Origin of the sequence: Demequina subtropica, assembly GCF_000971235.1 — a bacterium.
In the GTDB taxonomy this organism is placed as follows: domain Bacteria; phylum Actinomycetota; class Actinomycetes; order Actinomycetales; family Demequinaceae; genus Demequina; species Demequina subtropica.
In genome coordinates this window covers 61,605-84,521 of sequence record NZ_BBMB01000011.1, presented here as the reverse complement: position 1 = coordinate 84,521, position 22,917 = coordinate 61,605, and the positions used below count along the sequence as shown (strand labels likewise).

Here is a 22,917-nt window from a genome sequence, read left to right as displayed (position 1 = left end):
AAAAAAGTCCGTATGCTGTCCCGTATGAACCTCAGCGACGCCACCGACCTGCTCCGTGGGGCAGGCCTGCGCGTCACCGAGCCGCGACGTGCGGTCATCGAGGCCCTCAGGGGCCTGCCGCACGCCTCGGCCGACGCGATCCACGCCAAGGTGGCGCAGACGCTGCCCGATGTGTCCCTCCAGACCGTTTACAACGTCCTGCGCGATCTCACCGGCAGTGGGCTCACCCGCTCGATCGAGCCGGGCGACCACCCGGCGCGGTACGAGCTCCGTGTGGGCGACAACCACCACCACCTCGTGTGCACGCGCTGCGGCGCGATCACCGATGTGGACTGCGTGATCGGTCATGCCCCGTGCCTGACCCCGGACGACGACCATGGCTTCGTGCTCAGCGAGGCCGAGGTCACCTTCTGGGGCCTCTGCACGGACTGCCAGGCCGATCTGGTCACCGCGTCGGACCCCGTCCCCGTCACCACCTGAACGTCACCACTTCCTAGGAGGACCTCCATGTCGGAGAAGTTCACGACCACCAACGCCGGCGCCCCCGTCGCCTCGGACCAGCACTCGCTGACCGTGGGCAACAACGGCGTCACCGCGCTGACCGACCACTACCTGGTCGAGAAGCTCGCGCAGTTCAACCGTGAGCGGGTCCCGGAGCGCGTGGTGCACGCCAAGGGCGGCGGCGCCTTCGGCACGTTCACCACCACCAACCCGGAGATCGCGAAGTACACGCGTGCCGCGCTCTTCCAGGACGGCGTCCAGACCGAGATGCTCGCGCGCTTCTCGTCGGTGGCCGGCGAGCACGGCTCGCCCGACACCTGGCGCGACCCCCGCGGCTTCGCGCTGAAGTTCTACACGACCGAGGGCAACTACGACCTCGTGGGCAACAACACCCCGGTGTTCTTCATCCGCGACGGCATCAAGTTCCCCGACTTCATCCGTTCGCAGAAGCGCCTCCCCGGCTCGCACCTGCGCGACAACGACATGCAGTGGGACTTCTGGACCCTTCAGCCCGAGTCGGCGCACCAGGTCACGTGGCTCATGGGTGAGCGCGGCCTCCCCCGCTCGTGGCGCGAGATGCAGGGCTACGGCTCGCACACGTACCAGTGGATCAACGCCGAGGGCGAGCGCTTCTGGGTGAAGTACCACTTCAAGAGCCAGCAGGGCGTCCACGGTCTCACCATCGAGGAGGCGGGCCAGCTCGCCGGCTCGGACGGCGACATCCACATCCGCGACCTCTACGAGCACATCGAGGCCGGCGACTTCCCGCGCTGGGACCTCTACGTGCAGGTCATGCCCTACGAGGACGCCAAGACCTACCGCTTCAACCCGTTCGACCTCACCAAGGTGTGGCCGCACGGCGACTACCCGCTCATCCCCGTGGGCGTCATGGAGCTCAACAAGAACCCCGAGAACTACTTCGCGCAGATCGAGCAGGCGACCTTCGCCCCCTCGAACTTCGTCCCCGGCATCGGCGCGTCGCCCGACAAGATGCTGATGGCGCGCATCTTCTCCTACGCGGACGCGCACCGCTACCGCGTGGGCACCAACCACGCCGACCTGCCGGTCAACTCCCCGCACGCCGCGGACGCGAACGGTCACTCGTACGCCAAGGACGGCGCGATGCGCTACTCGTTCGCCTCGCCCGACACCCCCGTGTACGCGCCGAACAGCAAGGGCGGCGCGCACGCCGACGCCGCCCGTGCCGGTGACGCGGGCAACTGGGAGTCGGACGGCGAGATGGTCCGCGCCGCCGCGACCCTGCACGCCGAGGACGACGACTTCGGTCAGGCCGGCACCATGTACCGCGAGGTCTTCGACGACGCGGGCAAGGCGCACATCCTCGAGCAGATCACCGGCCACGTCGGCGCGGTGAAGTCGGACGAGATCCGCGAGCGTGCGATCCAGTACTGGACCAACGTCGACGCCGACCTCGGCGCCAAGCTCCGCGCGAACCTCTCGGGCGAGGCGCCCGTGGAGGCCGGCGAGCCCGGCACCGGCGTGGAGCCCGTGACGGTCTAAGCAGTCCCCCGAAGGCCCGGATCCCCTCGCGGGGTCCGGGCCTTCGTCATGCCCCGCGGCTCCGCCACACAGGCGACGGCCCGACCGGTCGATCCGGGCCTTGATCGACCCGACACGCCGACGACACGCCGAGCGGCGTGTGGCGGAGCCGCGAATCCGTGTGGCGGAGCCGCGCGAGGGGCGCCGGGTACCCTGGTGGCGGCCGATGCCGGCCTCCCCTTCCTCGCACGCGGTGCCGCCGCGCGCCCGCACCTGCCCGGACGGAGTCCCCATGCCCACCGCCGCCCGTACCGCCACCGGCGTGCCCGAGGCCGCCGCCGCATCGTCCTGGCGCGCAGCGCTCAAGCCGCGCACGCTGCGCATCGAGCTCGTCTCCGGCCTCATGGTCGCGCTCGCGCTCATCCCCGAGGCGATCTCCTTCTCGATCATCGCGGGCGTCGACCCGCGCGTGGGCCTGTTCGCCTCGTTCACCATGGCCGTGTCGATCGCGTTCCTGGGCGGCCGTCCCGCGATGATCTCCGCGGCCACCGCCGCGGTCGCGCTCGTGGTGGCGCCGCTCGCGAAGGAGCACGGGCTCGACTACCTGGTGCTCGCGGTGGTGCTCGGCGGGCTCATCCAGGTGGCGCTCGGGCTGCTGGGCGTGGCGAAGCTCATGCGCTTCATCCCCCGCTCGGTCATGGTCGGGTTCGTGAACTCGCTCGCGATCCTCATCGCGATGGCGCAGCTGCCCCATCTGACGGACAAGCCGTGGACCGTGTATGCCCTGGTCGCGGTGGGTCTCGCGATCATCTTCCTGTGGCCGCGCCTCACCAAGGCCGTGCCGGCGCCGCTGGTCGCGATCATCGTGCTCACCATCGTCACCGTGTGGGCGGGCATCGCGGTGCCGACGGTGGGTGACGAGGGGGCGCTGCCTGAGGGGCTGCCCGGGCTGTTCGTGCCCGACGTGCCCTGGACGCTCGAGACGCTGCGCATCGTGCTCCCCTACGCGCTCGGCCTCGCGCTCGTGGGACTGCTCGAGTCGCTCATGACCGCGAAGCTGGTCGACGACGTCACCGACACCCACTCCGACAAGACGCGCGAGGCCTGGGGCCAGGGCGCGGCCAACGTCATCACCGGGATGTTCGGCGGGATGGGCGGCTGCGCGATGATCGGCCAGACCATGATCAACGTGAAGGCCGGCGGCGCGCGCACGCGCCTGTCGACGCTGTCCGCGGGCGTGTTCCTGCTGATCCTCATCCTGCTGCTGGGCGACGTGGTCGCGGTGATCCCCATGGCGGCGCTGGTCGCGGTCATGCTGTTCGTCTCGTGGGCCACCTTCGACTGGCACTCGATCCGCCCGTCCACGCTGCGCCGCATGCCGCGCTCGGAGACCTCGGTGATGCTGCTCACCGTCGCCGTGGTGGTGGTGACCCACAACCTCGCCTACGGCGTGGTGGCAGGCGTCCTGCTCGCGAGCGTGCTGTTCGCGCGCCGCGTCGCGCACCTTGCGGAGGTCACGGGCGGCCCGATCGAGGAGGGGGTCCGTCGCTACTCGGTGGCCGGCGAGCTGTTCTTCGCGAGCTCGAACGACCTCTACAGCCAGTTCGACTACGCGGGCGACCCCGAGAAGGTGGTCATCGACATGACGCACTCGCACGTGTGGGACGCGTCGACCGTCGCGGCGCTCGACGCGATCGAGCACAAGTACGCGACGCACGGCATCGAGGTGGAGATCGTGGGCCTCAACGAGGCGTCGCGCGAGTTCCACGGCCGCATGTCCGGGCACCTCGGTGCGGGGCACTAGGCGCGAGCACGATGCCGGACGGCCTCAGTCGGGGCGCGTCACCGCCGCGCGCACCAGGTCGGCGGCGGTCGCGTCCGGGAGGTAGGCGCGCAGGATGGCGGCCGCGATCGCGGGCAGCTGAGCCTCGTCCGGGTACATGAGGAACAGCGGACGGTGCTCGGGCTTGAACTTCGCCTTGAACCGCTCGAGGCTCGTGAAGCCGTAGTACGGCTCCATCTTGTCGGCGAGCACGTCGAGCAGGCGCTCGATGGTCCCCTCGACCTCGCCTGAGTAGCTGAGCGGCGCGGCGGACAGCGAGATGAACTCGTAGCCCGCCTCCTTGAACTCGACAGCGGACTGCGCGATGAGGAACTCCATCACCCCGCTCATCACGCCGTCGTCGAGCCGGCGCTTCATGATGTCGATGGTCCAGCCGACCACGTCGCCGTCCCGGTAGACCGGCAGCCAGCTGGTCATGCCGTGGACGGTGCCGTCCGCGTCGACCGCCACGTGCATCTCGACGTTGGGGTCGTCCGCCTCGTGAAGGTCGCCCAGCGTGAAGCCCATCTCGGGAAGCGACTTGTCCCCCGCCCACTGCGCGGAGATCGCCTCGAGCTGGTCCTTCATGCCGCGGGGCGCATCCGCGAAGCGCACGGTGCGCATCGTCACGCCCTCGCGCTTGGCGCGGTTGATCGCGGACCGCACGTCCTGCCAGGCCTTGCCGGTGAAGGCAAGCTCCGGCAGGTGGATGACCGTGTCCTCGGCGACCTGGATGCCCTTCCAGCCCGCCTCCTCGAGCGCGATCCGCGCGTCCTCGCTCACGGCGAAGTAGGCGAGGCGCCACCCGCGGGAGCGGCAGTGGTCCGCGAGCTCGGCGTGCGTCGCGGAGACGCCCGCGTCGCCCACGGGATCGGAGAGGACGATGACGGTGCTGCCGACCTGCTTGAAGCCGACGCCCCCGCGTCCGTCGTCGGTGATCCAGTGGTCGATGCCGTCCCACCGGGTCATGTACCCGATGCTCGTCATGGCGGGTGTGTCCCGCTGGAGCGCGATGTAGCGGTCCCGCACGGCGGCCTCGGTGCTGTGCTGGCGCGACGCGAGCAGCAGCGAGGCCAGGAAGATCGCGAAGGCGATGAACCAGACGATCCCGATCGCGCTGAGCAGGGTGCGCGCGAGGTCGGTGGTGCCCTCGAGGCCCGTGGTGCCGCCGACCACGCGAGCGGCCGCCTCGCCGACCGCACGGCCGAGCGTGGGCGCGGGGGAGATCTGATCGCCGAGCGCCAGGATCGCGACGACCGTGAACGTCATGAGGCCCGCCAGGGTCATGAGGCCCCGCCGCCACACGCGGCGCCGGTTGGCCTTCGACGCCTTCACCGCGAAGCAGCGCCGCCAGCCCACCAGCAGCACCACGAGCGCGGCGTCGAGCAGCAGGTCGAGCACCACCGAGGGGGTCAGCTCCGCGAAGAAGCCGCCGATGAGGGCGAGGGACGCGAGGACGACGATGACCCACCACGCGCCCCGACGGCCCTTGTGCAGCGCGTACGCGAACGCGAGCGAGACCACCGCGCTGCCCACGAGGCCGAGCGTGGTGATGGTGGCATCGTCCGTGCTGCCACCGAAGTCCAGGATCCCGCCCGAGCCGGGCCAGATGCGGGTGAGGAGCTGATGGAGGCTCCCGAACGCGAGGACGATGGCTGCGGCATCGCGCACCTCCTGCGTGCCGAACCGCCAGTCGACGCTCTCGCGTGCGCGACCCACCACCCAGGGGCCGATGAGCACGCCGGTGAGGAAGGCCGTCGCGTGGGTGAAGTCCCAGATCTCGGCGGCGTAGAGGATCATCGCGATGCAGTACAGCGACACCACGAGCCGGACGCGCCGGCGCCACAGCAACGGGAAGCCTGCCGTCGCCGCGCCGAGCGCTCCGAAGCCGCCGTTGCTGAAGCCCACGTCGGGGACGTGCGCGAGCTCCTCGGCCCAGTCGACCCCCGCGGCGCCGAGCGCCAGCAGCAGCCCCGCGGTCGCCAGCACCGCGACCACATGGGTCCCCAGGACCGCGAGCAGCATCCGGAGCGTGCCGTAGTGCAGCTCGAGGTAGCCGCCCCCGACGCAGAACACGGCGAGGATCAGGCCGTACATCCACGGCTCGGGCGCGATCGCGGCCCCGGCGATCAGGTTGAGCCAGCGGCCGTCGGAGAACTCGTCGACCCCCCAGCCCCACCTGTCGACCAGACCGTTGGACTCGGCGGACGTCCACAGCGCGCCGGTGAGCGCGCCCACCGCGAGGATCACGACCGTGACCGCGATCGTGCCCGGCACGCGGCGCGCGAACGCGAGGGCGCGCGCGGCGGTCGACATGCTCTCCGGATCCGAGGCCACGGCCGCCATGCGGCCACGCTAACCGACCTGGGGCGCTTGCGGCAGGGGATCTGCGGCACACCACCAGGGGGAATGACCTGCGCACGCGCCTCGGTTACCCTTGACGATGATGCCCGCACGCGTGAGCGTGCGGACCGGACCGCTGGGAAGCGCGTCAGAACACAGGGAGCATGGATGAACGCGGACGACCGCACCACCTCGACGGCCCGCGGCCTCTACACGCCGCGGCCGACGGAGCCGACCACCGGACAGGTCCCGGCGCGCCGCGCCTTCATGCCGGTGGGCGCCGAGGCGCCGGTGTCGACCCAGTCGCCGACCTCGCAGTCCGCTCCCGCGGCGGCCCCGACGTCGACGGGCTCGATCCCCACCCGCACCGCGCTGCGCCCGCAGACGGCTCCCGAGGGCATCCCGACGGCGCGCCCCGCCGCGCCGCAGGCCGCACCGCAGGCCGCGCCCCAGCAGGCCCCCCGCCAGAGCGCGCCGCAGACCGTGCGCCCGACGCAGCCTCAGGCCTTCGCCCCCACGGGCGTTCCCGCCGCCCCCGCCGCTCCCGCCACGCCGGCCGCCCCGGCGGAGGCCCCCGCGCGGCGCGACGGCGCGATCGGCACCGGCACCGCGGTGCTCGGTGCCGGCGCGGCCAAGGTCAAGGACTTCGCAGGCCGCGCGGCCGACAGCTTCAAGGCCGGCGACGACCTGGGCACCCCCACGGCCAAGGGCGGCCCGCGCAAGGCGCGTGTGCTGCTCTCGCGCATCGACCCATGGTCGGCGCTCAAGCTCGGCTTCCTGCTCTCGATCGCCGCGGGCATCATGTTCGTGGTCGCGGTCTTCGTGCTGTGGACCGTGCTCAACCAGATGGGCGTCTTCACGCTCGTCAACGAGTGGGTCGTCAAGCTGTTCTCGACCGACTCCGAGGTCGACATCATGCAGTTCGTGCAGCAGAACAAGGTGATGGGGGCGGCGACGCTCGTGGCCGTCATCAACGTGGTGCTGCTGACCGCCCTGTCGACCATCGGCGCGTTCCTCTACAACGTGGTCTCCTCCGTCGTCGGCGGCGTCTACGTCACCCTCACGGACGACTGATCCGGCCTGCGCCGGCCGCGATTTTGTTTCGCGGCTGGCGTCCGGTATCGTTTATCGCCGCGGCAGTGATGCCGCGAGGGGCCCATAGCTCAGGCGGTTAGAGCGCTTCGCTGATAACGAAGAGGTCGGAGGTTCAAGTCCTCCTGGGCCCACCGAGGTGATTCGATGAAGAGCACGCTGATCCTGGCAGCCGCCTTCGTGGCCGGCGCCGTGGCGTACATCCTCATCACCGAGAACTCCGATCGAGACGTGTGGGACGATGTCCACCACCCGGTCCGCTGATCCAGCAGACCACGAGGGGCCTTGGCGCAATTGGTAGCGCACCTGCTTTGCAAGCAGGGGGTTAGGGGTTCGAGTCCCCTAGGCTCCACCAGACACGGAAGGCCCCCGCCGCATGGCGGGGGTCTTCGTCGTGTCCGGTGTCCGGGGACGATGCGCGGCTCAGCAGCAGCTGCCGCCCGCTCCCCCGCCGCAGCAGCCGGCGTCCTTGTCGACCTGGGTGGGCGCAGCGTCCTGCGCCGAGCCGCAGCCGCAGTGGCCGCCGCAGGACTCGAGGCCCGCGTCGTCGCCGACGGCCGCCAGCGCGGCGATCGAGGCGGACTCGAGCGTGTATCCCGCGTCGTGCACCGCGGCATCGGCCTCGAAGGCGAAGTCCTCCGCGAGGACCCCCGGGGCGATGAGGACGACGGCGCGTCCGGTCGCGTGGTCCACGGAGGCGGACCGCACGCCGGGCAGGGCGACGAGCGCATCGTGCACGCTCGAGGAGCAGCCGTCGCAGGTCATCCCCGAGACGACGAGGTCGATGACGGTGCCGGTCCCGCCGGCGAGCGTGGTGTCGTTCATGGCACGACCGTAAGCCTTCCCCTGGGCTGGAAGGTCAACCCTTGGTCCCGGGGTGTCGCGGGACGGTGCGGCGGGGTCAGCGCGACACGGCCTCGGCATCCTTGGCCGTGAGGCGCTGCGCGATCGCGAGCGGGATCACCGACACGACCGCGAGGATCACCGCGATGACCGCGACCACCGGCGCCTGCGACGGGCGGAACATGTTCTGCAGGATCCACAGCGGCAGGGTCGTGACCCCGGTGCCCGCGGTGAAGGTGGTGACGATGATCTCGTCGAAGCTGAGCGCGAACGCGAGCAGGCCGCCGGCCATCAGCGCGGACTTGAGGTGCGGGAAGGTCACCAGCCGGAACGTGGTGAAGAGCCCCGCGCCCAGGTCCATCGACGCCTCCTCGAGGCGCGTGCCCGACGCGTTGAGGCGCGCGAAGGCGTTGTTGTACACGGTCACGATGCAGAACGTCGCGTGCGCGACCACGAGCGTCCACATCGCGAGGTCGACGCCCATGAGCGTGCGGAAGGCGTTGTTGAGCGCGATACCGGTGACGATGCCGGGGAGGGCGATCGGCAGCACGATGAGGAGGTTGACGGTCTCCTTGCCGAAGAACCGGTAGCGCGAGAGGGCCATCGCCGCGAGCGTGCCCAGCACGAGGGCGATCGCGGAGGCGATGAGCCCGACGACCACGGACGTGCCGAGCGCCTCGAGCGCCCCCGTGCTGTGGAGCGCGCGCCCCCACCACTCGAGGGTGAAGCCCGGCGGCGGCCACGACAGGCTCTCCGAGGTGCTGATCGAGTTGAGGAACACCACCCCGAGCGGCAGGTAGATGAGGGCGAGCACCACCAGGGTGATGGCACCGAGGACGATGCGGGCGACGCGTCCGAGCTGCATCAGAGGCTCCTGAGCGCCCCGGTCCGGCGGACCGCGGCGAGGTAGACGAGGATGATCCCGATCGGGATGAAGGAGATCGCGGCGGCGAGCGGGAGGTTGTTGGCGGCGCCGACGTTGTCGTACACGAGCGTTCCCAGCATCTGCGTCGCGCCGCCGACGATCTTGGTGGAGATGTAGTCGCCCAGGCTGAGCGAGAAGGCGAAGATCGAGCCCGCGATGATCGCCGGCCGGATCATCGGGAGCACCACCGACACGAGCGTGCGCCAGCCCTGGGCCCCCAGGTCCGCCGAGGCCTCGAGCAGACGGTCCGGCACGCGGTCGAAGCCCGCGTAGATGGGCATGATGACGTAGGGGAGCCACAGGTAGGACAGCGTGAGCACCACGCCCACGAGCCCGTAGCCAGGCGTCGAGCCTCCGAACGGGGAGGCGGCCCACTCGATGAGCCCGTCCGAGGACAGCAGCGCGCGCCACGCGTAGACCTTGACCAGGTAGGACGCCCACAGCGGGGCGAGCACCGCGATCACCAGCAGATGGCGCAGGCGGGTGCTCGCGACCTTCGCCATGAAGAACGCGACCGGCACCGCGACCGCGATGTCGATCAGGGTGACCAGCAGCGCGATGCCGAGCGTCCGCAGCGTGACCGTCCGGTAGAGCGCCTCGGTGAACACCTCGACGACGTTCTCGGTGGTCCACTCGATCTGCACCTGGCCGGTGAGCTCGTCGACGGTCCAGAACGCGGTCACGAGCAGCGCCGCGAGGGCGACGATGTAGACGAGGCCCAGCCACAGCACCGGCGCGGTCAGCAGGCTCGCGAGCTGCAGGCGCCGGCGAGGGGCCAGGTAGGTGGAGACGCGATGCGAGGTCATGGTTCCTTCGAGGGACGATGCGGGGGATGGGGGCGCCGGGCCCCGAGGGGGCGGGGCCCGGCGCCGGTCAGGGGTGGATCAGCCCTTGATCTCCTGCCAGGCCTTGGTCCACTCGGAGTAGTCGACGCACTCGACGTCCTCACGGCCGTCGACGCAGTCGCTCACCGGCGTGGTCCAGTACCAGATCTGCGACGCGTAGTCCTCGTCGCCCGCGTGGTAGGCCTCGCAGTCGTCGCGGAAGTCGCACGCGGCCTCGGAGGACGGCGCCTCGCCGAAGTACGCGGTCGCCTGGGCGTTGACCTCGGGGCTCGCGATGTAGTCGAGCCACGCGTACGCGCAGTTGGTCGCCTCGGACTCCGACGCGATCATCCAGGTGTCGGACCAGCCGGTCGCGCCCTCGTCGGGCAGGACCACATCGGTGTTGCCGCTCGAGATCGAGTTCTGGATCACCTGCCACGTGGTGCCGACCACGGAGTCGCCGGACTCGAAGGCCTGGATCTCCAGGAGGTAGTCCGACCAGTACTCGCCGATGCTCGCGTTCTGGGTCTTGAGCAGGTCGACGGCGGCTGCGAACTGGTCCTCGTCGAGGGCGTACGGGTTCTCGATGCCCAGCTCGGGGCTGTGCGTCATGAGGTAGACGGCGGCATCCGCGATGTAGATGGGCGAGTCGTACGCCGTGACCTTGCCCGAGTAGTCCGAGGCCTTGTCGAAGACGACGTCCCAGCTGGTGGGGGCCGGCGTGACCTCGTCGGTGTTGAACATGAGGAGGTTGGCGCCGTAGCCGTGCGGGACTCCGTAGGAGACGCCGTCGACCGAGTTCCACTCCTTGTCCTTGAGGAAGTCGAAGATGCCGTCGTAGCTCTCGAGCAGGTCCGTGTTGACCGGGGCGACGAGGTCAGCGGCGATGAGGCGGAGGGTCAGGTCTCCGGACGCCGCGACCACGTCGTAGCCGCCGCTCTGCATGAGCTGGTAGGCCTCGTCGGAGGTGCCGTACGTCTTGGCGTCGACCATGCAGCCGGTCGCCTCCTCGAAGCCGGACACCCAGTCCACCGAGGCGTCGTTGGAGCCGTCCTCGACGTAGCCGGGCCACGCGAGGATCGAGACGGAGCCTTCGGTGGCACCGAGCGACGCGGCGGCCTCCGAGCCGCCGTCGGAGCTGGAGGTGCCGCACGCGGCGAGGGACACGACCGCGGTCGCGGCGAGGCCGGCCCGGAGGGCCGTGCGGGACGGGGACTTCGACACGGGTGATTCCTTTCGTTGGATGCTGCTCGGTGGTGCTGGCTCGGTGGGTGGGTCAGGCCGCAGGCGCGTCCGACTCGAGGGGTGCCGCGGCGGCGGGGTCGATGCTCACGGTCACGCGGTCGCCGCGGCTGCGGCGCTGTGCGGCGCCGATGTTGGGCTCGAGCGCGGTGATCCGCGCGCCGACGCCGTCGAGGTCGATCACGATGCGGTGCTCGGGGCCGGTGTAGATGACCTCGGCGATGGTGCCGGCCACGCCGCCGTCGGGGGCGTCGAGCGTGACCCTCTCGGGCCGTACGGCCGTGGCGATCGCGGGCAGCCCGAACCTCTCCGCGACGTCAGGCTCGAGGAGGGTCGACGAGCCCACGAACGAGGCGATGAACGGGTTGCGGGGGTGGTCGTAGACCTCGCGCGGGGTGCCGAGCTGGACCACGCGGCCCGCGTCGAAGACGGCGACGCGGTCGCTCAGCGTGAGCGCCTCGTCCTGGTCGTGCGTGACGAACACGAACGTGATGCCGAGTGAGCGCTGGAGCTCCTTGAGCTCGACCTGCATCTGCTCGCGCAGCTTGAGGTCGAGCGCGCCGAGCGGCTCGTCGAGCAGGAGGGCCTGGGGGCGTAGCACGATCGCGCGGGCGAGGGCCACGCGCTGGCGCTGGCCGCCCGAGAGCTCGTGAGGGCGCCGGTCCTCGAACCCGGCGAGCCGGACCGAGGCGAGCGCCTCCTCCGCCTTGGCGCGGCGCTCCTTGCGCGCGACGCCGGCGACCCGCAGGCCGTACTCGACGTTCGCGATGACGCTGAGGTGGGGGAAGAGCGCGTAGTCCTGGAAGACCGTGTTGACGGGCCTGGCGAAGGGGGCGAGGGCGGTGACGTCGCGGCCGAACAGCGCGACCGATCCGGACGTCGGCTGCTCGAAGCCCGCGATGATGCGCAGCACCGTGGTCTTGCCCGAGCCCGAGGGCCCGAGCATCGAGAAGAACTCTCCCTCGGCGATGTCGAGGTCGAGGTCGGCGACCGCGATGGTGTCGCCGAAGCGCTTGTGCAGGCCGCGGAGGCGGATGGCGGGGTCCATGCCCCCTTATTCATCTGGTTCCAGATGTCTTTTGCAAGACGTCGCGTGTAACGAGTTGATTAAATCTCTGGTTCCAGACCTTTCCGGGGCGACGAGCGCCCGTCACAATGGCGCGGTGGGACTGATCTGGGGCACCGGCGCGTACGCCGCGCGCTCCGCCACCCATGCCGCGATCTTCGCGCCGCTTGCTCCGGTGGGCCGCGCCGAGGCCGTCGCGCAGCGCCTCGCCGATGCCATCCAGCTGGGCCTGCTCGAGCAGGGCGAGCGCCTTCCCACCGAGCAGGACCTCGGACGGCAGTTCGGCGTCGCGACCGTGACGGCGCGCGAGGCGCTCGAGTCGCTGCGCACCGCGGGGCTGATCGAGACGCGCCGTGGCCGCGCGGGCGGCAGCTTCGTCTGCGGCAGCGGGGACGATGCTCGCGCCGCGCTCACCACGCGCCTCACCGGGCTGTCACGCGTCGAGCTGCGCGACATGGGGCTCCACTACGGGCTCATCGCGGGTGCCGCGGCCGAGCGCGCGGCGCTGTTCGCGACGCCCGACGAGGTCGCGATGCTCGGCACGCTCATCGAGGACGGTGCCGTCGCCAACGGCGTGGCCGCGCGCCGCGCCGAGAACGGCATCCGGGTCGAGGTCGCGGCGCTGTCGCGCTCCGCGCGCCTGGTGTCCGAGCAGGTGCGGCTCCAGGCCGAGTTCGGTCCGCTGCTGTGGATCGCCCTGCAGGAGCACGGCGTGGTGACCGGGAACGCGGCCCGGCATCGTCGCCTGCTCGCCGCGATCGACGACGAGAGCCCCGAGCAGGCACGCGCGATCGTCTCGGAGCAGGTCGGCTGGCTGGTCGACCGGCTGCTCGCGATCCGCGAGGCGGCGGATCGATGATCGCCGAGGCGATCCTCGAGATCGCGGACGTGCTCGGCACCGCGCTGGGGCCCGTGTTCGCCGAGGTGTCGGACTGGCGCCAGCGCCTCGCGGGGGCGCTGTCCTCGGGTGCGGCCTCCGGGCCCTCGGTCGACGAGGCGGTCGAGTGGCTCGTGGCGCCGTCCCTCGACGATGCGCGACCCATGATCGGCGCGGGCTTCGTCGCGGCGCCCGGGTATCTCGAGGACGCTCCCTGGCACCTCGCGTGGTGGGTGAGCGCGGCCAACGGCGTGGGTCTCGGCTCCAGGCCCGGGACGCTCCGGCGCCTCGCCTCGGTGGACAACCCGCTCGACGCGTCCTTCCACGACTACACGCGGCTCGAGTGGTGGCGCGGCGCGGTCGAGTCAGGCGGGGCCTACCTCACGGGCCCGTACATCGACTACCTCTGCACGGACGAGCTCACGCTCACGCTCACCGCGCCGGTCACGGTCGACGGCAGGCTCGCGGGCGTGGTCGGCGCGGACCTGTCCGTCGCACGCCTCGAACGGCTCACCGACGGCGTGCTCCATGCGGCGGCGGTGCCGGCCGTGGTCGGGACCGCCGCGGGACGCGTCATCGCCGCGACCGACGCCGCGGTCGAGCCCGGCACGCCGGCGCGCCGGCTCGGCGAGGGATGGCAGTGGCATCCCGTCCCGGGCTGCGGCGGCACGCTCGCCGTCGCCGGCAGCGGCTGACGCCTCCCGGCGCAAGCGGTCGGGCTCAGCGCCCGAGGGTCCTCACCAGCAGCCGCAGCGCCTCGGCACGCTCCCACGCGGCCGCCGCATCGTCCTCGAGCCCGCGCTCGAGGCGCCACTGGCGCACGCCTTCGTACGAGCGGATGTGGGCCATGATCGTCGCGATCGCCTGGCCGGTGGGGGTGACGGGGGCGCGCGAGGTGAGCAGCTCGGCGCCGCCCGACTCGGCCCAGTCGGTGAGCACCTGCGCGCCGAGGTTGTCGTGATCGGTGCCCGCATGGCCGTGATCGCGCGTGCAGCGCAGGACCCGGCCGGAGAGCTCGTCGACGTGGACGACCGCGCCGCACAGGATCCGACGCTGGCGCGGCCGCGCGTCGAGAAGAGGTCCGTTCAGCAGGCGGTCGAGCCTGGCGCGGTGCCGCGCCGGGTCGTCGTCGAGCGGGGACGGGACGGTCGGCGTCGCCGTGCGCCCGCGCGTCGCGGTCGGCCACGGGCTCATGGCCGGGCCTCGGCGGTCTGCGGCATCGCTACCTCCATGTCCTGTTGCGTCTCCTATCGGCAGGCTCACACTTCCCTCAAGATGTAGGTTTTGCCAGGAAGTGTGCGATTCGCCACACCTCGTGCGGATGCGACCGGGATCCCCCGGTCGCGGCGCCGGTCTATCCTCGAGCCATGGGCGATTTCCAACGTTGTAATAACCCCGCTCCGCGGTCCTTCCCCGCGGGCTCCATCACGCTCGCCGGCGGTCCGCTGCTCGCCGCGCTCGAGCGCTCGGTCGCGACCGCGCTCGCGCACGACCCGCATCGTCTCCTCGCGCCCTACCGGCACGAGGCGGGCCTGCCCGCCGTCGTCGAGAGCTACGGCGACTGGGAGTCGCGCGGGATGGGGGGCCATATCGGCGGCCACTACGTCTCCGCGCTGTCCCACCTCTACGCGGCCACGGGACGCGAGGACATCCTCGCGCGGCTGCGCACCATGCTCGACGGGTGGCGCGAGTGCCAGGACGCCGTGGGCACGGGCTACCTGGGCGGCGCGCCGCGGGGCGTGGAGCTGGGTGAGGAGCTGCGTGCCGGTCGGATCGAGGCCGAGCCGTTCGCGCTCAACGGCCGCTGGGTCCCGATGTACAACCTCCACAAGACGCTCAACGGGCTCATCGACGCGTACGAGGCGGCCGGCCAGGACGACGCGCTCGCGATGGCCGTCGCATGGGCCGACTGGTGGCTGGGCATCTCCGCCGAGCTCGACGACGCGCAGATCGAGTCGATCCTGACCGCCGAGTTCGGCGGCATGAACGACGCCTTCTTCCGGCTCGCCGCCCTCACGGGACGCGAGGACCTCGCCGTCGAGGGCCGTCGGTGGTCGCATCATCTGCTGCTCGACCCGCTGCTCGCGGGCGAGGACCGGCTGACCGGGCTGCACGCGAACACGCAGGTGCCCAAGGTGATCGGCTACGCGCGCTCGGGCGACGCGGACCTGGTCGATGCCGCGCACGTCTTCTGGGACGCGGTGGTCCACGAGCGCACCATCTCGCTCGGCGGCCACGGGGTGCGCGAGCACTTCCATCCCAAGGAGGACTTCCGCGCGATGATCCTCGAGGCGCTCGGCCCCGAGTCGTGCAACACGTTCAACATGTTGACCATCGCGGACCTCTTCCGGCAGACCTCGTCCGACCTCGGGCCGGTCGACTTCGCCGAGCGCGCGATCTACAACCACGCGCTCACGGTCCAGCACCCGGAGCACGGCGGCTTCGTGTACTTCTCCCCGCTGCGGCCCGCGCACTATCGCGTGTACTCGAGCCACGGGGAGTCCATGTGGTGCTGCGTGGGCAGCGGCCTCGAGAGCCACTGCCGCTACGCCCGCTTCCTGTTCTCGCGCGACGGCGACAGCCCGCGCGTCGAGATCTACGAGCCCGCGGTGCTCGACTGGGACGGGATCCGGATCGAGGTGCGCGCGGATCTCAAGGCCTCGTGGAGCGTCACGATCGAGGTGAGCGTCGGGGAGCCGCAGGAGCGCAGCGTGCGCCTGCGCATCCCCGACTGGTCCGACGGCGCGGAGGTGAACGTCGACGGGGAGATCGTCGAGGTCGCGCCCGACGCGCGCGAGGTCGCGCTCGACCGCCGGTGGGAGGGGACCTCACGCATCGTCCTCGAGCTGTCCCCCCGCCTCGCTCTCGAGCCCCTTCCTGACGGCTCGCCGTGGGCATCGTTCCGTCTCGGACCGTTCGTGCTCGCGCACCGCGACGGGGCCGACGATCTCGAGGGCCTGGTCGCGACCGGCAAGGACGCGCCGCACATCGCGCTCGGTCCACGGCGGCGCATGATCGAGACGCCGGCCGTGGTGGGCGCGGGCGAGGACGCCGCCCTCGACGTCGGCGTGCTCGGCCGTCGCGCGATGCTCACCGCCACCCGGCTCGACGGGGACGCTCCCCGACCGGTCACGCTGGAGCTCGAGCCGTACAACGAGATCCACGACGAGCGGGCGACGGTCTACCTCCCGGTGGGCGGCTCCGCCGAGGAGCTCCGCGAGATGCTCGCCGAGCTCGACGCCGACGAGCTCGAGGACGCCGCCGTGGTCGACGTGGTCGCGCCGGGCGAGCAGCAGTCCGAGATGGACCACGGCTACCTGTCACACGCGTCGCGCATCGAGTGGACCAACGCGCGCAGCTGGCGCATGGCGGAGGACTGGTTCTCCTACGTCCTCAAGCCGAAGGTCGCGGGACCGCACCTGGTGCGCATCCGCACCCTGGTCGGGCTGCCGTCCGGCGGGGACGATGCGGTGGTGCGGTTGGGCGGCGAGGTCGCCGCGCCCGCGTCGACCGTGGCGCGCAACGTGCCGCTGTACGGGGACGTGATCGAGTCGCTCTACGAGGTCGACGCGCCGGCCGACGGCATCGAGGTGCGCTTCGAGGCGGGCCCGGGCGGGACGACGGCGGGCGTGGCCGCGGTCGCGCTCATGACCGCGACGGGCTGACGCCGCCTCGCGCGTCGCGACATGGAAGCGGGGCCCGGCCATCCGGCCGGGCCCCGCTTCGCGTGCGCCTACTTGTCGTCGGCCTTGTACTCGTCCTTGAGGTCGTCGATCTGCTCGCCGAGCTCCTCGACGGCGTCCTCCCAGACGTCGCCCGCGTCGTCGATGGTCGACACGACGCCGTCCGCGGCGCGGGAGCGGGCCTCGTCGGCCGCCTCCTTGACCTTCTTGACCTCGGTGACGGCGGTGTCCTTGACCTGCGTGAACGCGGGACCGGCCACCTCGGCGACCTTCTTGGCCTCGGTGACGGCGGTGTCCTTGACCTGCGTGAACGCGGGACCGGCCTTCTCGGTGATGACCTCGGCGGCGGCCGCGGCGGCAGCGCTCGCGGCGTCCGCGGCCTTCTTCGCGGCATCGGCCGCGGCGTCCACGGCCTTGTTGACGTTGCGGCGCACCTGGTCCTTGAGGTCGCCCTCGGCGGCGAACTCCCACTCCTCGTCCTCGCCGGCCCAGGCGTCGCGTCCCTGGTCGCGACGCGCCCAGACGACGACGGCCGCGCCGGCCGCGGCGGCCAGCGCGAGCGGCACCAGCACCTTGCCCCACGAGCGGCCCGACTTGGGCTCCGGCTCCTCGTGCGCGGCGTCCTCGATCGCGGCGATCACGGCCGGGATGGCCGCGCCGACGATCGCGGCGTGCGCGACGTCGGTCCACTCGGAGGCCTTGGAGCCGGCCTTCTTCACGTAGGGCGACGCCTTGCGCGCACCCGAGTGGTAGGCCTCCTGGACCTTGGGCCCGGCCCACTCCTTCGCGTGCTCCATCTGCGGCCCCGCCCACTCCTTGGCGCGCTTCGCGGCCTTCCGCGCGGCGACCGAGGCCTCGCGGGCGGCCTCCTGCGCCGCCTTCGCCGCATCGGCCGCCTGATCGCGCGCCTTGTCGGCGTCGAAGCCCTGGAAAGTCACCTTGCTCATGCTGCGCTCCTCCTGGTCCGTGGGGACTTCGCCCCCTTGTCGGGGGGCAACGTCCCCAGGCAGAAGGCTGTTCCGTCCATCGTGCCACTTGAGGCGCGTCGAGGCGAGGGGCATGGAACAATAGCGGGCATGATCGCAACTCTTCAGACCACCGCCGGGGACATCAACATCGAGCTGTACCCCGACCACGCGCCCGTGACAGTGAAGAACTTCGTGGGCCTCGCCACCGGCGAGAAGGAGTGGAAGAACCCCGCGACCGGCGAGAAGTCCAACGACCCGTTCTACGACGGCCTGGTGTTCCACCGCGTCATCAACGGCTTCATGATCCAGGGCGGCTGCCCGCTCGGCACGGGCACCGGCGGCCCGGGCTACAACTTCGACGACGAGATCCACCCCGAGCTCCGCTTCGACGAGCCCTACCTGCTCGCGATGGCGAACGCGGGTCAGCGTCTCAACCCGATCACCGGCCGCCCGGGCGGCACCAACGGTTCGCAGTTCTTCATCACCGTGGACAAGCCGAGCTGGCTCAACGGCAAGCACACGATCTTCGGCAAGGTCGCCGACGACGCGTCGCGCGCCGTGGTCGACAAGATCGCGACCACGCCCACCGATGGCCGTGACCGTCCCCTCGAGGACGTCATGATCACCGGCATCACCATCGCCGAGTAAGACCCGATGACATCCGATCCGGGTGCCGCGGCGCCCACGTGCCCGCGCCACCCGGACCGGGTGTCCTACGTCCGCTGCCAGCGCTGCGGACGTCCCGCCTGCCCCGAGTGCCAGCGCCCCGCATCGGTCGGCATCCAGTGCGTCGACTGCGTGCGCGAGGCGGCGTCGCAGCGCCGGCCGATCGTCAACCGGCTCGGGTTCACCAGCGCCTACGGGACGCCCTACGTCACGTACGGGCTCATCGCGCTCAACGTGCTGGCCTACGTCTACGGCACGGTCGCCATGGGCACCGCGACGTGGCAGGACGCCTGGGGTCTGTGGACGGGCCTCAGCCCCGCGGAGCTCGCGATGTACTCCAACGTGGGCGACGAGTGGTACCGGTGGATCTCCTCCGGCTTCGTGCACTTCGGACTGCTCCACCTCGGCATGAACATGCTGGTGCTGTTCCAGTTCGGCACGCAGCTCGAGCCGATCCTCGGCCGCGTGAGGTTCGCGGCGCTCTACCTCGCGTCGCTGCTCGGCGGCTCGCTCGTCGCGACGCTGATCGCCCCGTCCGTCGCGCTGCACGGCGGCGCCTCGGGCGCGATCTTCGGGCTCATCGCCGCCTACGCCGTGGTGCTCTCGAAGCTCAGGCTCGACTACCGTTCGCTGCTCACCACGGCGGGCCTCTGGCTGGTGCTCGGCTTCGTGATCCCCAACATCTCGTGGCAGGGGCACCTGGGCGGCGCCGTCGCCGGCGCGCTCACGATGCTCGCGATGCTCCACTGGGTGGAGCGCAGGCCCGCGTAGCCGTCCCTCGTCGAGGCCCCGTCGCATCCGCGGCGGGGCCTTCGTGCTGTCCCGGCTCGCGCCACCCGAGCGCGTCCCCAGCCTGCGGAAATGGTGGCTGGTTGTCGGATCTGAGAGATCGCCGCGCGGCAGTGGTTGCTGGTTGTCGGGCGCATCGGCGCGCCTGGCCGGCGGCGACCATCAGCCACCACTGTGAGGCGAGAACCTTCAGGAACCGACCATGACGTACCACTTCGGGAAGGGGTGGGCGTGGGGCTCACCCGGGTTCCCCCACAGGCCTGGACCCCGCATCGTCCCCAGTCCATCCACAGGCCGAACCTGTGGAGAAGTACGGCGCGAACCCCCGGTTTCCCCACACTCATCCACAGATGTGAATGACATCCGTGTAGTTATCCCCACCTCAATCCACAACCGGGGATAACTACACCGGTGTGTTTTTCTCCACCGCTGTGGAGGAATCTGGGGAGAACTACAGGCGTGTGATTCCTACTTCCAGCGGGTGAGCAGGCCCATGCCCGTCGCCATCAGCACGAAGCCCACGATGAGGTTCATGTCGCCGATGCCGGGGATCGGGTACTGACCCTTGGCGGTGTAGTACACGACGATCCACACGGGACCCGCCACCAGCAGCGTGAGCGCGGTGGGCAGCAGCCACTTGGGGTTGTCGGACTGGGGCTTGCCCAGGTTCCGGGGGGCCTTGTAGACGTTCTCGTCGCGCTTCTTCGACCTTGCCACTGCACACTCCGTCGCTCTGCTGTGACCGCGCACGCGCGCGGTGCTCAGGCATAAGGGTACCGAGCGCTGTGCCGAGCACGGGATTCCCGCACGATGCGCGCTCCCGTAGGCTGGGCGATCATGCCCACATCGGTGGAGGTCCCCACGCAGCCGGGCGCGCCGGCACCCGAGCCGCCGCGCCGGCCGAGCATCGGCACGCGCCTGATCTCGCTCATCGGCGAGCTGTGCATCATCGCGGGCGCGGTCATCGGCCTGTACGTGCTGTGGCAGCTGTTCTACACCGACATCGTCGCGGACCGTGAGCAGGCCGAGGTGGTCGACGGCCTCGACTGGGCCTACACCGGTCCCATCACCGCGGGCGAGGGCGCCGACGAGGGCCCGCTGGTCATCCCGGCCGAGCTGCACCTGTCCCCCGACACCGCGCCCGTCATGGACGAGCCCGCGTTCGGGGAGACGTTCGCCACCTTCTACGTCCCGCGCTGGGGCACGGACTACGTCAAGCCCATCTCCGAGGGCGTCACGCGCACCGAGATCCTCGACGTGCTCGGGATCGGCCACTATCCCGACACCGGCATGCCGGGAGCGGTCGGCAACTTCGCCATCAGCGCGCACCGGACCACGTACGGCAAGCCCTTCAACCGGATCGCGGAGCTGCAGGACGGCGACGCGCTCGTGGTGCAGACGGAGGAGGCCTGGTACGTCTACCGCATGACCGACGACCTGATCGTCCAACCGACGCAGGTCGAGGTGATCGCGCCCAACCCGTACGACCCGACGGCGGCAGCGGACGCGCAGTACATCACGCTCACCACGTGCCACCCGATGTTCTCCGCAGCCGAGCGGTACATCGTGCACGGCGAGCTCGAGTACTGGGCGCCCACCGGCAACGGCGTCCCGCCCGAGATCCTCGAGGAGATCCCGCAGCCATGATCTTCCCCGCCGTCTGGAACGTCCTGCCCGGCCCCGCATGGTTGCGGGTGATCCTCCTGATCGCCCTCATCCTCGCGATCGTCGCCGCGCTGTTCCACTGGGTCTACCCGTGGTTCTCGGTGACCTTCGACATCCAGGACCAGAACGTGGAGGCCGTGCCGTGACCCGCATCCTTGTGGTCGACAACTACGACTCGTTCGTCTACACGATCGTGGGCTACCTGCGCCAGATGGGCGCGGAGACCGTGGTGGTGAGGAACGACGCGGTGGCGGAGGCCGGGGACATCTCCGCCTACGACGGCGTGCTCATCTCCCCCGGGCCCGGGACGCCGGCCGAGGCCGGCGCGTCGATGGACGTCATCCGCACCTGCGCCGAGACGGGCACGCCGATGCTGGGCATCTGCCTGGGCCATCAGGCGCTCGCAGAGGTCTACGGCGGCGTGGTCTCGCACGCGCCGGAGCTCATGCACGGCAAGACGTCCTCGGTCACGCATGTCGGGGGCTCGGTGATGGACGGCCTGCCGTCGCCCTTCACGGCGACGCGCTACCACTCGCTCGCGGTCGAGAACCCGACGGTGACCGACGACCTCGAGGTGACGGCCTCGACCGCCAACGGCATCATCATGGGGCTCCAGCACAAGGAGCTCCCGCTGCACGGCGTCCAGTTCCATCCCGAGTCCGTGCTGACGGAGGGCGGGCACCGCCTGCTCGCCAACTGGCTCGAGGTGTGCGGGATGCCCGATCCCGAGGGGCGCTCCGCGGGGCTCAGCCCGCTCGTGCGACGCTAGCCGGCGCCGGCGACGCGTCGGCTGCGCGCGGGGCGAGCGCCAAGGCGATCGCGGCGATCCCCGCGCACGCCACCATGGTGATCGCCAGCGGTGCGGCGGTGGCGCCGCCGATGCTCACGAGCGGGGACACGAGCGCCGCGAGGCCGAACTGGAAGGCGCCGAGCACGGCGGAGCCCACGCCGGCGGCGAGGGGCACGGCCCCGAGCGCCAGCGCCGTCGCGTTGCCGAACACCAGGCCCAGGCTCGAGACCGCGACGAACAGCGGGAGCGCGAGCCAGCCCGTCGGAGCGGCGAACGCCACCAGCAGGCCGACCGCCAGCGAGGCGGCCAGGGTGAGGCCGATGCCGATCGCCAGGAGCCGTCGGACGTCGTGCGTCGTGGCCAGCTTGGCGGAGGCGCCGCTCACCACCATGAGGCCGAGCGCGTTGGCGCCGAAGGCGAGCCCGTAGGCCGTCTCGTCGAGGCCCATCATGTCCTGGTAGAGGAAGGGTGAGGCGGAGATGTAGGCCATCATCACGGCGAAGGAGAACGCGAAGGTCGCGGAGTAGCCGAGGAAGCGGCGCGAGCGCAGCGCGCGCAACGGCGAGCCCGAGGCGAGGCGCTCGGCGCGGTCCGCGACGCGACGCGACGCGGGGTAGGACTCGCGGACGACCGCGAGGATCGCGACCAGCATGACGACGGAGAGCGCCACCACGATGCCCAGGATGCCCCGCCAGCCGAGCGGCTCCACCAGCACGCCGCCGAGGACCGGCGCGATCACCGGGGCGACACCGCCGACGATCATCATGAGGCTGAAGGCGCTCGCCGCGGCCGTGCCCGTGGCCCGGTCGGAGATGATCGCGCGACCGATGACCATGCCCGCGGCGCCGCCGAGGCCCTGGAGCAGGCGGGCGGCCACGAGCACCCCCACGGTCGGCGCGGCCACCGTCGCGATGCCTGCGACCACCATGAGGGCGGCGCCCGCGATGAGCGGGGGCATGCGGCCGAACCGGTCCGAGAGCGGCCCGAAGACGAGCTGGCCTGCGGTGACGCCGAGCAGGAAGGCGGTGAGCGTGAGCTGGATGGAGGTGGCGCCCGTCGTGAGGTCCTGTGCCATCTGCGGGAACGCCGGCAGGTAGAGGTCCGTCGCGAGCGGGGCGATCGCGGAGAGGAGCCCGAGCACGCCGAGCAGGGCCGCGGTGATCCCCTCGCCTGCCGACAGGCCGGACGATGCGGGGGCGGCCGAGGCGGGCCGAGGAGCGGCGGTCGTGGGGTTCGCGACGGTGGCGGTGTCCGGCGCAGCGGGCATGGGTGATCCTCTCGGGGCGGGGTGATTATGAAATCATAACCGATGGCGCGGGGT

The 22,917-nt window shown here is 71.2% G+C and carries 22 protein-coding genes and 2 tRNA genes; 14 read left to right on the top strand and 10 right to left on the bottom strand.

Translation table 11 applies throughout. From position 1 onward, the window contains the following. Positions 1-24 precede the first annotated feature (24 nt). The 3 genes from AOM06_RS10065 (at position 25) to AOM06_RS10055 (ending at position 3,805) form a co-directional block, all read left to right on the top strand. Positions 25-480, top strand: a complete 456-nt coding sequence (locus AOM06_RS10065; RefSeq protein ID WP_062305398.1) for a Fur family transcriptional regulator — start codon at positions 25-27, stop codon at positions 478-480. A gap of 27 nt (positions 481-507) precedes the next feature. Then, positions 508-2,022, top strand: coding sequence for a catalase (locus tag AOM06_RS10060; RefSeq protein ID WP_062305395.1), 1,515 nt, complete (start codon positions 508-510; stop codon positions 2,020-2,022). 271 nt (positions 2,023-2,293) lie between these two features. Beyond that, positions 2,294-3,805, top strand: coding sequence for a SulP family inorganic anion transporter (locus AOM06_RS10055; RefSeq protein WP_062305392.1), 1,512 nt, complete (start codon positions 2,294-2,296; stop codon positions 3,803-3,805). Between the two features lie 24 nt (positions 3,806-3,829). On the opposite strand, the gene AOM06_RS10050 is transcribed toward AOM06_RS10055, so the two are convergent. Further along, positions 3,830-6,169, bottom strand: a complete 2,340-nt coding sequence (locus AOM06_RS10050; RefSeq protein WP_062305390.1) for a bifunctional lysylphosphatidylglycerol flippase/synthetase MprF — start codon at positions 6,167-6,169, stop codon at positions 3,830-3,832. Positions 6,170-6,334: 165 nt separating this feature from the next. Here AOM06_RS10050 and AOM06_RS15095 point away from each other — a divergent pair, with 165 nt between their 5' ends. The 3 genes from AOM06_RS15095 to AOM06_RS10035 all read left to right on the top strand — a co-directional run bounded on the left by AOM06_RS15095 (position 6,335) and on the right by AOM06_RS10035 (position 7,613). Then, positions 6,335-7,240 (top strand): DUF3566 domain-containing protein, encoded by a 906-nt coding sequence (locus AOM06_RS15095; RefSeq protein WP_228372923.1) that lies wholly within the window; start codon positions 6,335-6,337, stop codon positions 7,238-7,240. A gap of 78 nt (positions 7,241-7,318) precedes the next feature. Next, positions 7,319-7,392: transfer RNA gene (locus AOM06_RS10040), tRNA-Ile, on the top strand. 145 nt (positions 7,393-7,537) lie between these two features. Beyond that, a tRNA-Ala gene (locus tag AOM06_RS10035) sits at positions 7,538-7,613 on the top strand. Between the two features lie 68 nt (positions 7,614-7,681). Here AOM06_RS10035 and AOM06_RS10030 read toward each other — a convergent pair. The 5 genes from AOM06_RS10030 to AOM06_RS10010 form a co-directional block, all read right to left on the bottom strand. Further along, positions 7,682-8,083, bottom strand: coding sequence for a heavy-metal-associated domain-containing protein (locus AOM06_RS10030; protein WP_062305388.1), 402 nt, complete (start codon positions 8,081-8,083; stop codon positions 7,682-7,684). A gap of 76 nt (positions 8,084-8,159) precedes the next feature. Then, positions 8,160-8,966 (bottom strand): ABC transporter permease, encoded by an 807-nt coding sequence (locus AOM06_RS10025; RefSeq protein WP_062305386.1) that lies wholly within the window; start codon positions 8,964-8,966, stop codon positions 8,160-8,162. Next, a complete protein-coding gene (locus AOM06_RS10020; RefSeq protein WP_062305384.1) occupies positions 8,966-9,832 on the bottom strand; it encodes an ABC transporter permease in 867 nt (288 codons plus the stop codon). The genes AOM06_RS10025 and AOM06_RS10020 overlap by 1 nt, the downstream gene beginning before the upstream one ends. A 78-nt stretch (positions 9,833-9,910) precedes the next feature. After that, positions 9,911-11,074, bottom strand: a complete 1,164-nt coding sequence (locus tag AOM06_RS10015; protein ID WP_062305381.1) for an extracellular solute-binding protein — start codon at positions 11,072-11,074, stop codon at positions 9,911-9,913. Between the two features lie 52 nt (positions 11,075-11,126). Then, a complete protein-coding gene (locus tag AOM06_RS10010) occupies positions 11,127-12,140 on the bottom strand; it encodes an ABC transporter ATP-binding protein (protein WP_062305377.1) in 1,014 nt (337 codons plus the stop codon). Positions 12,141-12,255: 115 nt separating this feature from the next. On the opposite strand from AOM06_RS10010, the gene AOM06_RS10005 reads away from it, so the two are divergent. Both AOM06_RS10005 and AOM06_RS10000 read left to right on the top strand, forming a co-directional pair. Then, positions 12,256-13,017, top strand: coding sequence for a FadR/GntR family transcriptional regulator (locus AOM06_RS10005; RefSeq protein WP_169747757.1), 762 nt, complete (start codon positions 12,256-12,258; stop codon positions 13,015-13,017). Beyond that, positions 13,014-13,730 carry a cache domain-containing protein gene (locus AOM06_RS10000; protein WP_062305375.1) on the top strand — a complete coding sequence of 239 codons (717 nt, stop codon included), beginning with the start codon at positions 13,014-13,016 and terminating at the stop codon, positions 13,728-13,730. Before AOM06_RS10005 ends, AOM06_RS10000 begins: the two co-directional genes overlap by 4 nt. Before the next feature lie 25 nt (positions 13,731-13,755). Here the strand turns inward: AOM06_RS10000 and AOM06_RS09995 are convergent, their stop codons facing one another. Next, positions 13,756-14,229, bottom strand: coding sequence for a hypothetical protein (locus tag AOM06_RS09995; protein ID WP_062305372.1), 474 nt, complete (start codon positions 14,227-14,229; stop codon positions 13,756-13,758). Between the two features lie 173 nt (positions 14,230-14,402). On the opposite strand from AOM06_RS09995, the gene AOM06_RS09990 reads away from it, so the two are divergent. Further along, positions 14,403-16,700, top strand: a complete 2,298-nt coding sequence (locus tag AOM06_RS09990; RefSeq protein WP_062305369.1) for a beta-L-arabinofuranosidase domain-containing protein — start codon at positions 14,403-14,405, stop codon at positions 16,698-16,700. A 68-nt stretch (positions 16,701-16,768) separates the two neighbouring features. On the opposite strand, the gene AOM06_RS09985 is transcribed toward AOM06_RS09990, so the two are convergent. After that, positions 16,769-17,665 (bottom strand): hypothetical protein, encoded by an 897-nt coding sequence (locus tag AOM06_RS09985; RefSeq protein WP_062305366.1) that lies wholly within the window; start codon positions 17,663-17,665, stop codon positions 16,769-16,771. A 129-nt stretch (positions 17,666-17,794) separates the two neighbouring features. Here AOM06_RS09985 and AOM06_RS09980 point away from each other — a divergent pair, with 129 nt between their 5' ends. Both AOM06_RS09980 and AOM06_RS09975 read left to right on the top strand, forming a co-directional pair. Beyond that, entirely contained in the window at positions 17,795-18,334 is a 540-nt protein-coding gene (locus AOM06_RS09980; RefSeq protein ID WP_062305364.1) for a peptidylprolyl isomerase, read from the top strand. 6 nt (positions 18,335-18,340) lie between these two features. After that, on the top strand, positions 18,341-19,123 hold the full coding sequence (locus AOM06_RS09975) for a rhomboid family intramembrane serine protease (RefSeq protein ID WP_062305361.1): 783 nt from the start codon (positions 18,341-18,343) through the stop codon (positions 19,121-19,123). A 486-nt stretch (positions 19,124-19,609) separates the two neighbouring features. Here the strand turns inward: AOM06_RS09975 and AOM06_RS09970 are convergent, their stop codons facing one another. Beyond that, a complete protein-coding gene (locus tag AOM06_RS09970) occupies positions 19,610-19,858 on the bottom strand; it encodes a cell division protein CrgA (protein ID WP_082096848.1) in 249 nt (82 codons plus the stop codon). Between the two features lie 120 nt (positions 19,859-19,978). Between AOM06_RS09970 and AOM06_RS09965 the strand changes: the two genes are divergently transcribed. The 3 genes from AOM06_RS09965 to AOM06_RS09960 are packed head-to-tail and all read left to right on the top strand — an operon-like array spanning position 19,979 to position 21,575. Further along, positions 19,979-20,788 (top strand): class E sortase, encoded by an 810-nt coding sequence (locus AOM06_RS09965; protein ID WP_062306006.1) that lies wholly within the window; start codon positions 19,979-19,981, stop codon positions 20,786-20,788. Further along, positions 20,785-20,952 carry a hypothetical protein gene (locus AOM06_RS14775; protein ID WP_156163670.1) on the top strand — a complete coding sequence of 56 codons (168 nt, stop codon included), beginning with the start codon at positions 20,785-20,787 and terminating at the stop codon, positions 20,950-20,952. The genes AOM06_RS09965 and AOM06_RS14775 overlap by 4 nt, the downstream gene beginning before the upstream one ends. Continuing rightward, the gene (locus AOM06_RS09960) at positions 20,949-21,575 is read left to right on the top strand and encodes an aminodeoxychorismate/anthranilate synthase component II (RefSeq protein ID WP_062305359.1); all 627 of its coding nucleotides are present in this window, start codon (positions 20,949-20,951) and stop codon (positions 21,573-21,575) included. Before AOM06_RS14775 ends, AOM06_RS09960 begins: the two co-directional genes overlap by 4 nt. Here AOM06_RS09960 and AOM06_RS09955 read toward each other — a convergent pair. Next, the gene (locus AOM06_RS09955) at positions 21,553-22,863 is read right to left on the bottom strand and encodes a multidrug effflux MFS transporter (RefSeq protein WP_082105489.1); all 1,311 of its coding nucleotides are present in this window, start codon (positions 22,861-22,863) and stop codon (positions 21,553-21,555) included. The genes AOM06_RS09960 and AOM06_RS09955 overlap by 23 nt on opposite strands. Positions 22,864-22,917: the final 54 nt, after the last annotated feature.